This window comes from Bacteroidales bacterium (genome assembly GCA_031276035.1).
Lineage (GTDB): Bacteria > Bacteroidota > Bacteroidia > Bacteroidales > BM520 > RGIG7150.
In genome coordinates, this window is the sequence record JAISNV010000006.1 from 1 (window position 1) to 12,595 (window position 12,595).

At 34.2% G+C, this 12,595-nt stretch carries 10 protein-coding genes; 5 read left to right on the plus strand and 5 right to left on the minus strand.

Going from position 1 to position 12,595, the window contains the following annotated elements; translation table 11 throughout:
* Positions 1 to 358 precede the first annotated feature (358 nt).
* Positions 359 to 658 carry a hypothetical protein gene (locus LBP67_02005; GenBank protein MDR2083753.1) on the plus strand — a complete coding sequence of 100 codons (300 nt, stop codon included), beginning with the start codon at positions 359 to 361 and terminating at the stop codon, positions 656 to 658.
* Positions 659 to 742: 84 nt separating this feature from the next.
* Here the strand turns inward: LBP67_02005 and LBP67_02010 are convergent, their stop codons facing one another.
* The 3 genes from LBP67_02010 to LBP67_02020 are packed head-to-tail and all read right to left on the minus strand — an operon-like array spanning position 743 to position 5,178.
* Positions 743 to 1,921, minus strand: a complete 1,179-nt coding sequence (locus LBP67_02010; GenBank protein ID MDR2083754.1) for a glycoside hydrolase family 57 protein — start codon at positions 1,919 to 1,921, stop codon at positions 743 to 745.
* Between the two features lie 17 nt (positions 1,922 to 1,938).
* Positions 1,939 to 3,216 (minus strand): glycosyltransferase family 4 protein, encoded by a 1,278-nt coding sequence (locus LBP67_02015; GenBank protein ID MDR2083755.1) that lies wholly within the window; start codon positions 3,214 to 3,216, stop codon positions 1,939 to 1,941.
* Positions 3,217 to 3,219: 3 nt separating this feature from the next.
* Positions 3,220 to 5,178, minus strand: coding sequence for a glycogen debranching enzyme N-terminal domain-containing protein (locus LBP67_02020; GenBank protein ID MDR2083756.1), 1,959 nt, complete (start codon positions 5,176 to 5,178; stop codon positions 3,220 to 3,222).
* A 220-nt stretch (positions 5,179 to 5,398) separates the two neighbouring features.
* Between LBP67_02020 and LBP67_02025 the strand changes: the two genes are divergently transcribed.
* Positions 5,399 to 6,469: an ABC transporter substrate-binding protein gene (locus tag LBP67_02025; GenBank protein ID MDR2083757.1), complete on the plus strand. Its 1,071-nt coding sequence runs from the start codon at positions 5,399 to 5,401 to the stop codon at positions 6,467 to 6,469.
* 139 nt (positions 6,470 to 6,608) lie between these two features.
* Positions 6,609 to 8,165 carry a hypothetical protein gene (locus LBP67_02030; protein ID MDR2083758.1) on the plus strand — a complete coding sequence of 519 codons (1,557 nt, stop codon included), beginning with the start codon at positions 6,609 to 6,611 and terminating at the stop codon, positions 8,163 to 8,165.
* A gap of 53 nt (positions 8,166 to 8,218) precedes the next feature.
* Here LBP67_02030 and LBP67_02035 read toward each other — a convergent pair whose 3' ends face one another.
* Together LBP67_02035 and LBP67_02040 are read right to left on the minus strand one after the other, a co-directional pair.
* Entirely contained in the window at positions 8,219 to 8,995 is a 777-nt protein-coding gene (locus LBP67_02035; protein ID MDR2083759.1) for an ABC transporter ATP-binding protein, read from the minus strand.
* Positions 8,988 to 10,025 (minus strand): iron ABC transporter permease, encoded by a 1,038-nt coding sequence (locus LBP67_02040; protein ID MDR2083760.1) that lies wholly within the window; start codon positions 10,023 to 10,025, stop codon positions 8,988 to 8,990. Before LBP67_02040 ends, LBP67_02035 begins: the two co-directional genes overlap by 8 nt.
* An 805-nt stretch (positions 10,026 to 10,830) precedes the next feature.
* On the opposite strand from LBP67_02040, the gene LBP67_02045 reads away from it, so the two are divergent.
* On the plus strand, positions 10,831 to 11,403 hold the full coding sequence (locus tag LBP67_02045) for a hypothetical protein (GenBank protein ID MDR2083761.1): 573 nt from the start codon (positions 10,831 to 10,833) through the stop codon (positions 11,401 to 11,403).
* Between the two features lie 171 nt (positions 11,404 to 11,574).
* Entirely contained in the window at positions 11,575 to 12,351 is a 777-nt protein-coding gene (locus LBP67_02050; protein ID MDR2083762.1) for a hypothetical protein, read from the plus strand.
* Positions 12,352 to 12,595: the final 244 nt, after the last annotated feature.

The following is a 12,595-nucleotide window of genomic DNA, read 5'->3' on the forward strand; positions in this document are numbered from 1 at the left end:
ACTACCGGATCAATGCTTTCTTGACCTTCGGTTCCGTAATACTTCTTTGTCTGTTGGTAGAGAAACCGCAAATCAATGGATTTATTCAGATTGCGGTAAAAATCATCGGTAGGAACCAACTTATCCAAACTCAATGAGTAAAATAACTTAGGAGTAAAATCTTTCTTGCCTTGCATATCGTAATCGTTTGGTACAAAGATACAAAAAACAGATACAAGTACTGTTGAAAAATGCTTATCTTTGCAGTTGTGCAACAAGCACAGACGGTTTGGCGTCAACCGTTAAGCATCAATTTGGAAGTATTATCGACAAAACATAAATCTAATAAAAACTAAGTTATTAAGAAAGAATTACTCATATGAGCAACCTTGAACCTGTACACGGTTATGAAGATTTTGTTCTGAAAAAGTTCAAAGAAGATCCTGAGCTCGGAATAGAAATGCTTACAGAAGCAGTAATCGAGTATAAAACTACCAATGATATTATTTATGTTCTTCTAAACCTTTCCAGATTAATTTCCATTCGTGGTTACGATGAATTTGAGATTGCGGGCTTGAAACGCGAATCAATTTCTAACGTTTTACAAAACAAAACTCCTATCGATATCACTCTTATCAATAATATGCTCGAAATTCTTAATATTGAGGAAAGAATTTAGTATCCTGCAACAAATAATAATAAATCTTCTACAGTTAAACGATACGGTAATTACATCTATTCTGTCTTTGTATTTACGAAACGTTCATATCCTCATCAGAAAATCAGATAACACATTCATATAATTAATATATGCATTGTACGGAGAATCGTATGGACTTACATAATGCCTTGCAAATGAACCTTTGGAAAATAGTTTTGTTGACATGTAAATAAAGTTATCGGAAGATTGAATTAAATCGTAATCTTTTATCAACTCCCGACTTTCGCAATTCAACATTTTATTTGAGACGGAATAAAGATTTTTAAACGCATCTTCCTGAAGTTCATTTCCTAACCAGGTACTCATATCTTTTTCATCGCCGGCCCAAGTAATAGGATGCGGAATATGCAGCTGCGCCGCCGGTTTAAATTCTTTTACAATTTCGGAAGGAGTTATCAGTTCATATTCATCCTTTACAGCCAATAATCGTAACAATTCTTTCATAAAATCAAAAATACCCGTATTCGCAATTTGATATTCCCCGAAGTTTTCATAATCAAATCCTAAAGTGAGGCACTCCCCTTTCTCAAAAGCTTTATCAACCCAAGTTAAATATTTCTCCGCAGTAAGAGGCCATTGATCCCAAGCCGTATTTCCGAAACGATATTCGATATCGTCACTCAAACTGACGTTTCTTGTAATGAGTTTTAGTGTCTGATTTGCAGCACTGGAATAAAGATATTCCGATGAGCGCCAGCCAAGAACATGTCGTGCTCCCTCAATAAGGCAAGCCTTATAAGAAAGTTCGCTGATTACATCGGCAATATCATCAAAAAACAATAATTCGGTATTACAAAAAACCTCAGGAGAAACCTCAAAAGTTTCTTCCAGAAGCTTATGTTGCTTAATAACCTGCTGTTTGAAAGTTTCCACATCAGCCAAAGCGGAAAACGAATGATTATACGTTTCCGAAAGCAGTTCTACATTACCGGTTTTAATTAACTTCTTAAAACTTTTAAGCACATCGGGAGCATACCATTTCAGTTGTTCAATGGTAGTCCCGGATATTGACATACAAATCTTAATCTTATCACCATGAATTTTTATTAATTCCATCAGAAGATTATTCATCGGCAGATATGATTTCTCCGCAATTCTTCTTATCGCTAACTTATTCAAATAATCATCATAATAATTGTGATTTATCCCCATATCGAAAAAGCGATAACGTCTTAATTGTAACGGTTGATGCACTTGAAAATAGAAACAGACTTTGTTCATAACTTTTATTTATTAATTTAAACCGAATTGTAAACATCCAATATCTTTTTTGAAGCTTTTTCCCATTTAAGATTCAGAATTTCTTCTTTTCCGCAGTATTTGCACATTTCGTATAAAGCATCGTAATGTAATAATCCATAAATCGCATCGGCCATGGCATTAACATCCCAAAAATCCACTTTTAAAGCATATTCAAGTACTTCGGAAACGCCGGATTGTTTTGAAATAACAACAGGAACATTCAGGCGCATAGCTTCGAGAGGAACAATTCCGAAAGGTTCCGAAACCGAAGGCATGACAAATACATCGCTCAGTGAAAACATTTTATCGACTTCATTACCTTTCAGGAAACCCGTAAAATGAAAATGAGTGGAAATTCCGAGCCGTGCCACATATTTTACCATTTTTTCAAATAAATCACCGGAGCCTGCCATTACAAAACGAACGTTTTTATCTCTTTCCAGAATCAATTTTGCAGCTTCCACAAAATATTCCGGCCCCTTTTGAAATGTCAGTCTTCCCAAAAAAGTCACAACTTTTTCTTTAACATTCTTTCCCGCTTTTTCCAACCCTTTAGTTTCGGACGGCTCTACGGCATTGTGTACCGTTACCACTTTATTCGGATCTATTCCATATTTTTTGATGACAGTTTCGGCAGTTAAATTACTAACTGCAATAACTTTATCGGCCGCTTCCATTCCGGCTTTTTCGAGTTGATATACAATAGTATTAACATTTTCTCCCGTTCTATCAAATTCGGTTGCATGTACATGAACAACGAGCGGCTTTCCTGATGCATTTTTTGCGGCAACGCCGGCAGAATAAGTTAACCAATCATGAGCATGAATTATATCAAATTCGTTATCCACAGCAATTTGCGAAGCAACTAATGCGTAACGGGCAACCTCATCCATCAAATTTGCTCCATAATTTCCTCTAAATTCATATTTTGTCCGGTAGATAGGATTTTCGATTATGCCTTCCGAATTTTGTAATTTTTCAATATATCTTTCATATTCAACCGGTCCGACATAAGGAATAAGTGATGAATCAACTTCGATATAAGTCATATTATTAATTAAATCAATATATTTTTTTTGATATATATCAATTTCTATATCGCTCGCATTTACAATATCAGCAACTTCCGAGTCTTCATCGCCGTAAGCTTTCGGAACAACAAAAATCACATCCAAATCGTGATGGTTCAAACCTTTAACCATACCGTAACAAGCAGTACCAAGTCCGCCGGTAATATGCGGCGGAAACTCCCATCCGAACATCAAAACTTTCATAAATTATTCAGAATTAAATTCGTTATCATCAATACATTTCGTTATCCATAGCAAAGCTGCAATATTAGTAGCATGAGAAACGGTACCGCTGCCTTCATAAGGAGGGTTTCCGTTATACATTTGTGAGATCGAGCCGACGCAACCCTCCGTCATTTCAGATTCGAAGTTCTGAACAATGTCCTTCAAAGTTTTCAAATAATTTTCACCTTCCAACTTCTTCATAGCCTCGACATAAAAGATTAACAACCACGGATAAGCAGAACCATTATGCATAGATATACCCCGTTTATCATGATTTCCTTCCGACTTAGAAAGATATTCCTGATAGCGCGGCGACAAAGTACGGATTCCATGAGGTGTAAACAACTCCGATTTCACAAGTCGCAACACATTCAATTTGATATCATCACTTAAAGGGGAATGTTTCATTGCAATAGCAATCAACTGATTAGGCCTAATTCTCCAATCGCTTGTTTCGTCATTAAAATAATCACAAAGACAGGGTTCGGAATCTTTATAGAAATATTTAATGAAAGACGACTTTATTTTGATTGAAACCGGATTCCAAAAATCAACAAACTCAAAATCGCCCGCATTGTTTGCAAGCTCTAAAGCAAAGCAAATCGCATTATACCAAAGAGCATTTATTTCAATAGCGTAGCCTGTGCGCGGTGTAACCGGCTCATCATTAACAAAAGCATTCATCCATGTCAATGCCAAACCAGTTTCCCCCTGATGCAGAAGTCCGTTGTTATTTGCATAAATTCCATTTCCTGCGCCGTTATAATAAGCATGTAAAATAGTGCGTATTACATGTCCCCAGGTTTTCCAAACAAAACTTTTTCTGCCGCGGGTATTTTCAACATATTGTTGCAAGCACCAGCAAAACCATAGCGAAGCATCGGCAGAAGGCCGTTTATTAGAATGCACATTATAATAATATTTGAAGAACGGACCGTCCATATCTCCAACCATAGAATTAATAACCTCTTTAAATTCTTTTACATTACCATACGGAAGGGTTAATCCCGGCAAAGCTATAAAAGTATCTCGCGGAATAACTCCGAGCCATTGATAACCTGCTATTACGCGGCGTTTATCGTTATCATTAATAATACACTGCAGCGCAGAATTGATAAGGCAGTTTTTTAAATTATTTCGAGGTATTCGTTTTTTCAACTCGTTGGAAAACAGTTCCGAAAGAACAGACGGATTGCATTCATCTGTAGCGATAGACAAAATAACGCTTTCGCCGACTTTCAAAGGTATTTCAAAATAACCGGGAGAAAACAAGTCTTCAGTAAAATCGTAACCTCTTTCCTTATCCTTTTCATATTCAAAGCCAAAATACCAATCAGGAGTATGAATATAATCGAACTGCTTATTAACCTGAAAATTAAGATGAGAATAATTTTCGTACATTCTGTACTTTATTCCGTTTTTAATTTCCTCAAAACCCGTCAGAACATTATCATTAGCCTTCATGAGATTATGTCTGTTTCTATATGCCAGCAAAGGACGAACTTTAAGAACAACATCAGAATAAGTTTCAAGCAGAGTATATTTTACCATAAATCTTACACCCGAAATAGTATTTATTCTTTCTTTCTTGAGCAAAACTCCGCCTACGCGGTAAATCATAATCGGATTGGGATCAAAATTAATTTGTCGTAAATATTTTTGCCCCTTAGGATAATAAAACTGATCTTTATATTGATGTACCGCTAACTGAAACTCCTCATCATGCCCTATAATAGACTCATCCAAAGAAGACAATAGTACATGTAAGTCGCCATCGATTTGCGGTTGCGGAACAACCAACAAACCGTGATACTTTCGTGTATTGCAACCGATTAAAGTTGTAGAACCATAGGTGCCGCTGCGATTAGTGCGTAACAACTCTTTATTTAATACGTATGATAAATTACTAAGTTGTGTTTTATCGAACTCAATATAGCTCATAATTTTTATTTTTCCGAATTGAGCCACTAAGGTATAAACTTTTTTCTAAATAATTCTTACTTTTGCATAATTTAAGATTCAAGCTCAAAGAAAGTTATCATTTTTATTGAACAGGCTTTTGTAATTTGATTTTAAGATAAAATCTATAAGTTGAAATATGAATAAATATGATTGTTTAAGTGCGTTTTCGAATTATGATGCGATGATAAAAAATTAATTTATGAAATTATATAAAATAATAACTGTTTGTATTATAGGAATCCTGTTATCGTCTTGTAAAACAAAAATTTCCGTTGAAGATAAAAGCTCGGTATTTTTACAACCGGAATACGCTAAGGGTTTTATAATTATGGAAGACCGGAATAATTATTTCATTCATATAATTAATCCGTCGGATACAAACGAAATCGTTGCAAAAATCCAACTAGGAAAGTCGGATATCAAAAAAGAAAATAAATTAGTTTGCTTTTCCACAACACATATTGCTTTTTGCGATAAAATAGGCCATATCAATAACATCTGCGGTATTCCGGACACAAGTAACTATAATAAAGTTGATATTTTCAGAAAGTTGAATAAACAAACGGAAATAATTACACTTGCCAACAATCCTAAAATTGAGAAAATCATTTCGTTACAACCTGATTTTATCACTACAAGCGAATACCAAAAATCCAACTTTCTAAGTTTAGAGAACGCCGGCATAAAATGTATTCCGGTTTTAGAATATTTAGAAACACACCCTTTAGGCAGAGCCGAATGGCTGAAGCTGTTTGCATTTTTATTTGGTGAAATTGATTTTGCCGATAAAATTTGTGAAGATATTTTTAAAAGATATAATGAATTGGCGGATGAGCAGGAATATATTCCCGACAAACCTGCTATTTTCGATTGCATGGAATATCACGGTTATTGGTATGCCGCAGGAGGTAAAAGTTATATTGCTTCGTTTTACAGAGATGCCGGTTTTGAATATATTTTTGCCGATGATAAGCATGCGGGAAGTTTTCCTGTTTCTTCCGAGATAGCAATTGCGGAAGGCGCAACTACGGAATTCTGGCGAATTGTTTTTCCGTCGCGTTTTGAAGTAACTTTGGATGACATCACCAAACAAAATCATCTTTATAAACACTTTTTATCCGTAAAAACAGGAAAAGTGATTGTGTGTAATCCGTCAATCACACAGTATTATATTGAAGACATCCTTGAGCCTGAAATTGTTTTGTCGGATTTTATCAATTGCCGTACCGGAAATGACGGCGAAAATAAATATTATAAATTATTACACTAAATATGAAATATTTTTACACTTGTCACATATTACTTCTAAATTACATTTGTATGTAAATTTCGAAAATTTCGTAATTCCGTCTATTAAATTATTTCAAAAAGAAATTAAAATTAGTTTTGAAACTGCAATCAACAATAATATGAAAAAAATCTTATTACTAACAATCGTTTTCTGTACATTAAATCTTCACGCACAAACAAATAAGGAATATGAAGAATTTCTTAAAAACAGGAGTTCGGAACTTCAACAATATACACAATCGAGAAACGAGGAATTTTCCAAGTTTCTGGAAGAACGCTGGAAGGAATTTAATGCGATGCAGGGAATGCCGGTACCTTCGCAACCTAAACCGGATATAATGCCGGATGCCGGCAATATCAAACCGACCGAACCTGTCAAAATTGAAGTTGAAGATATTATTATTCCCGAAAGTCCGAAAATAGAAGAAAAGATTCAGCCGTCTGATCCGAAAAATGAAGAAATTATTAAGCAGGAAGAAATTCAGATAGATAAAAAACCAATTTCGCCGAATCCGGAGAAGCCGTCACAAAACCGTAAAGAACCAGAACATAAATTCGAGCCGACCGTTACACCGGCTATCAATAAAAACGTTTTAAACTTTTCATTATATAACACAAAACTTGAAACCCCGTATGTTAGTACTTTCAATATCAGGTTAAAAGATATTAAGGAGAAAAGTGTGTCGGAATTCTGGGATTCTTTAGACAGGGAAAATCTTTCAGAAATAACAGGACAATTACTTAAAACAAAGAATGAAATGCAGCTGAACGATTGGGGATTTTTCAATCTTTGTAAAGAAACAGTCAACACAATATTTAAAACCAATAATTCTAACGAAAAAACAATTTGCGGCGTATATCTTTTAAATCAATGCGGATATGAAATTAAAATTGCAAGATTTGAAGACAGATTGATTTACCTTTTTCCGGCTGAACAACAAATTTTTCAACAAGCATATATTTCATTAGATAACAATAAGTACTATATTTTCGAACATGATAAAAAATCTAATCAGAGATATCCTTCGGTTTTTACTTATAATTTCAGTTTCGACAAAAACGCTTCTAAATTTGATTTGAATATCAACAGTCCGATTAATATCGGAAATACGAATTTGAATGACAAGATTGCCAATGTTAACAATGAAAAATTAGATATTACATATAGTAAGAATATTATTGATTATTATAAGGATTATCCTCGCACAGAATTAATTGTATATTTTAGTGCTGCTGTTGACGAATCTCTTTCCAAGTCTATAAAATCTCAATTGGGTTCTATGCTTCAAGGCAAAACAGAACTCGAATCGGTAAATTTTATTTTAAAATTCATCAATGATAATTTCAAATATAAAACAGACGACGATCAGTTCGGATATGAGAAGTGGTTTTTCTGTGAGGAGAATTTTTACTATCCTTACGGCGATTGTGAAGACCGTTCTATATTATTCTCTTGGCTTGTTGATGAATTACTGAATTTGGATGTTGTGCTTCTGGATTACCCAAACCATATTGCAACGGCAGTACATTTCAATGAAAATGTATCCGGCGATTATATTCTTGTTAACGGGAAAAAATACATAATCTGCGACCCAACTTATTTCAATGCCAAAGCCGGAATGTGTATGCCGCAGTACAAAAACCAGAAAGCTACTGTTATTTCAAGGAAAAACTGAGATTGTTCAAAAATCCGGAAATAATAAACCGAAAGCATTAGTTAATGTTATTGCTAGGAGCGCAAGGACAAAGCAATCCAATCCGCCGTATCCTTATTAAAATATTTTTCAAGCAAATTATTCTCAATCAGTTCTTTGGAGTTAGTTTGGATAAAATCGCCCTTTGAGTTCATTACCCATAATTTATCTGCCATATCCAAAGCCATTTCGAGATTATGCGTTGAAAGCAAAATAGCTTTATTATGATTTTTAGTGAGATTCTTCAGAATATTCATCATATCAATTCTCGAAGGATAATCTAAGAAAGCCATCGGTTCATCCATAACAATATACGGCGTTTGTTGAGCAAGAGCTTTGGCAATCATCACTTTTTGCTTCTCCCCGTCGCTCATCAAATTAAAAAATTTCGACTTCAATTTTTCAATTCCTATAATTTCAATCGCATCATCAACTATTTGATAATCCAAATCAATTAACTTTCCAAACATTCCGGTGTACGGATATCTTCCCATACAAACAACTTCATAAGCGTTCATATTATCCAGATCCGGAGCATTAGACTGCACAACGCTTATTTTAAGAGAAATATCTCTCGACTTCATGTTTTTAATTTCAATATCGTCGATGAATAATTGTCCGGAAACAACCGGAATAAATCCGCAAATAGTTTTCAGAAGTGTTGATTTTCCGGCACCGTTCTCCCCTATCAGACAAACCAGCTCACCTTTATTTAATGAAAAATCCAATCCCGAATGAACAACAAAAAATTTCTTTTCCCTGTTTTTTGTCGAATTACGATAACCCGTTGATATTTTTTCAGCTCTAATCATTTTGGTTTTTCATTGAAGGAGTGAACATTATTTTTATTAAGATCGGCGCTCCAATCAGCGAAGTAATTACATTAATCGGCAAAGCGCCGTCGAAACCGGGAATACGTGAAATAAAAAGACAGAATAAGGCAAAGCAACTGCCGAACAATACACAAGCCGGAATTAGTACGTGATGATCCGCAGTTTTTGTGAACATTCTAACAATATGAGGAACTGCCAATCCGATAAATCCGATAGGACCGCAATAAGCTGTTACAACGGCAATTATTACTCCGGAAAAAAGTATAGTCCAGAATCTCAAACTCGATAAATTAACGCCGAGGTTTTTTGCATAATTATCACCGAACAAAGCAGCATTCAAGGGTTTGGCAAGAAATAGCGACAGTAATATTACTACGATTAATATTAAGGCAAAACTTAAAATAAGGTATGGCGGAACATTAGAAAAACTTCCCATTCCCCAGAGCATATATGAATACAAACTTTCTTTCATGCTAAAAAATTCGACAATAGAGACTAAAGACGAATTCACAAAAGAAATCATAAGCCCAGTAATCAGAATAACCAATTTATTTGAAGTTCTTTTTGAAACGAGCAGCAATACAAGCAATACCGGCATTGTCCCCAAAATTGACGAAAATATTATTAAAACATGTTTCGATAACACTGTTGATGAAAAGATAGCCGTTTGCGTGGTACCCAGAGCCAATAAACATATTGCTACGCCAACGCTTGAACCGGAACTAATTCCCAGCACCGAAGGGTCTGCCAGCGGATTTTTAAATAAAGTTTGAAGAAGAAGTCCGCCCACTGCCAATCCGGCGCCCGCAAGAACCGCCGTAATAACAGAATTCAGTCGTGACTGTATAATTATGCCGTGAAGATCACCCTTATTTCCATTAAAAATAAAATCTAAAAAATTTTGAAAACTAATTTTAAAACTCCCTGTTGTAACATTAACTAATGTCAGAATCAGAAGGATACAAACAGAGCCTATCACAAAATATTTCGATGATATTTTTTTTCTCATAAGAATGTGCAAAGATAAAATTAATAATTGAGAATGAAATATGATAGTAAATATTTGAAGATAAAACCGGTTAAGCGCATAAACAGAAAAAACGGGTTTTGCGTTTCAATTTTTTATATGTAAAACAAAAAATTTTTAATTTGTTTTTTAAAAAAGTAAGACTAAATAAAGAAATAAACAATCACGGATTAAAACATAGTTATGCAACACATTTATTTATAGAACAGTACAGACAAGTTTAATTCAACAATTACTTGGGAACAACAACATAAAAACCATCTTATTATATACTAAAGTTAGTAACAAAATATATAAAATTCAAAAAGTCCTTTGATAATTTATATTTTTTTTTATCTTTGCAAAGTTGTTTTTCAACAAAGGAAGCACACAAAAACTGATTCAATAACTAAACATGTGATTATGAGGGAAAGAAATAGCCTTTTATGGAATGATAGACAAAATATGAGGTGCGTGTACTTATGAGTTAGCGGTTATGGCAGGACGACCACGCAACAAGCGACAGCTAGACAAAAAAGTGCAGACGTAGTAATGAAAAATAAAACCGAATAAGAAAGACAATATGGGTTTAATGATTTCAAGCATAGCCAAGATTGGCAACAATATTCTTCCGAAAAATATGTTTAAGGCAAATTCGGATTATTACCTCTACATATTAGAGTATTCTGACTTTGACTTTCAAGAAACGCATAATTATTCATCAGACTTACACAGTAGTGGAATGTCAAAAATATTGAATAACTATCAATACAATTTTGAAAATAAAAATTTTCAAAAATTAAATAGTGTGACTTTCCATAGCGACACAGTAATGAGTTGGCGAAATATTTTTGACATTGAAAATCTAAATTATAATGAAACTAAACCAGCTACAATAACACCAGCATTTTTGTTTACAACTATACAACCTGACCATTTAAGCAACATCAGTTTAGACAACATCACTAATGACGAATTTATTTTTTTAAAATTTAGACCGCAAGACAGAGACGCAAATAAAATTCCTCAATTAATAAACGAGATGTTTTTAAACATAGGAGAGACAGTTTCAAAATGTAAACAAAGCAGCGCTACAAGTAAATATAACAATGTCTATGTGTTTGACTATTCCTCTGAAACACCAACAACAAAAATTGTAGATATAAATATTTTCAATATGGGAGACAATATTAAAGTAGGTAATATTACGAATGAAAGCGGACAAGTAAAAATTGGTAAAAACATTAAAACAAAGACAGAAGTAAACAGTGATGGCGAACTTACTAAGAAATCATTTCGTTGGCAAAAACGAGACACAATCATTTCAGTAATCATTGGCGTTATTGGAATAGTAATAGCTTATTTATCATTAGCGAAATGACAACCAAAACACGACAAGGCGGAAAGCCACAAACCGCTAACAAACGGTTTGCCGTCAGGCGGGGGCAAATCGGGAATTGAAAGTTTGTGCGTAAAAACCCCGCCCGAACGGCAAGCCGCCAACCGTTAGTGGCAATTTAGCATAGTATGTAATATGAAGAAAGATAAAAATATGGAGAAATTTATCATATCTATTTTGATAATTTTGTTTTGGGGAAATAAAACCAATGCTCAACTATTTGTCACAAACGAAATTTACTCAGAAACAACAACTATTAAAGGAAAATATTACAGTGGTACAACAATTGGTAGTTTTTGGAGTATTGCAAAACTTGACACATTAGGTCGGGTTATTCAGAAGGAAAATTACAATAAAAGAAAACTTTTATCAAGATATAATTACGTTTATAATTCAAATAACGATCAACTTTATTATATCATGAGCTTTAACATTAACAACTCTAAGCGAATTGACACAATTTCAAATTACGAATATAGATATCAGGAAAACCGAATTGTTTATCAAAAAAAAACTTATAGAAATTGTTGCGATTCGACTGTTATACAACTAATAGAAAACAAAGGAGATACTATTTTAATTTACCAAGATAAATCTTATTATTTTCGACCAAAAACTAATGCAACAGATATTTATGAGCAAATACATACTTTAAAATATAAAAATGGCTTATTAATCCACTCAGAAAAATTTGACCTTGATAGAAATGAAAAGGAAATTACATATTTTGAATATTATCCTAATGGAAGGCTTAAACGCCGAGAGATAAAGAGAGAACCCGAATCTAAAAGAACTTATTCAGGTGGTCCAGGTAGTGACGATGAGTACTATGAATATACGTTTGATGAATCAGGACGGATTACAACATTTTATCGTATAATTGGAACCGAAAAATATAAAATTGCAACTTATGAGTACGACAAAAAATAAACAGCCACTAACAAGCAGTTTGGCGCAATGCGGGTGTGGCTCGCAGAAAGTCCTGTCGGATTTTCAAGCATTCATACCCGTACAAACATTCGTATTCTCCGCACCACGCCACCAAGCCAGCCGGACGTGTGTGACTTGAACAACATTCGTTTGTAAGAATGTTGGTGCTTTATTACAGATGGGAGCAGGTCTCCCGGTGGCGACATTCAGGAGTAGCTGCCAAACCACATTGTGCTGCGTGTTC

Excerpts from the sequence above, each read along its gene's own strand:
- LBP67_02015 (MDR2083755.1), bottom strand. The coding sequence starts at position 3,216 with ATGAAAGTTTTGATGTTCGGATGGGAGTTTCCGCCGCATATTACCGGC.
- LBP67_02040 (MDR2083760.1), bottom strand. The coding sequence starts at position 10,025 with ATGAGAAAAAAAATATCATCGAAATATTTTGTGATAGGCTCTGTTTGT.
- LBP67_02010 (MDR2083754.1), bottom strand. The coding sequence starts at position 1,921 with ATGAACAAAGTCTGTTTCTATTTTCAAGTGCATCAACCGTTACAATTA.
- LBP67_02005 (MDR2083753.1), top strand. The coding sequence starts at position 359 with ATGAGCAACCTTGAACCTGTACACGGTTATGAAGATTTTGTTCTGAAA.
- LBP67_02025 (MDR2083757.1), top strand. The coding sequence starts at position 5,399 with ATGAAATTATATAAAATAATAACTGTTTGTATTATAGGAATCCTGTTA.
- LBP67_02035 (MDR2083759.1), bottom strand. The coding sequence starts at position 8,995 with ATGATTAGAGCTGAAAAAATATCAACGGGTTATCGTAATTCGACAAAA.
- LBP67_02050 (MDR2083762.1), top strand. The coding sequence starts at position 11,575 with ATGGAGAAATTTATCATATCTATTTTGATAATTTTGTTTTGGGGAAAT.
- LBP67_02030 (MDR2083758.1), top strand. The coding sequence starts at position 6,609 with ATGAAAAAAATCTTATTACTAACAATCGTTTTCTGTACATTAAATCTT.
- LBP67_02020 (MDR2083756.1), bottom strand. The coding sequence starts at position 5,178 with ATGAGCTATATTGAGTTCGATAAAACACAACTTAGTAATTTATCATAC.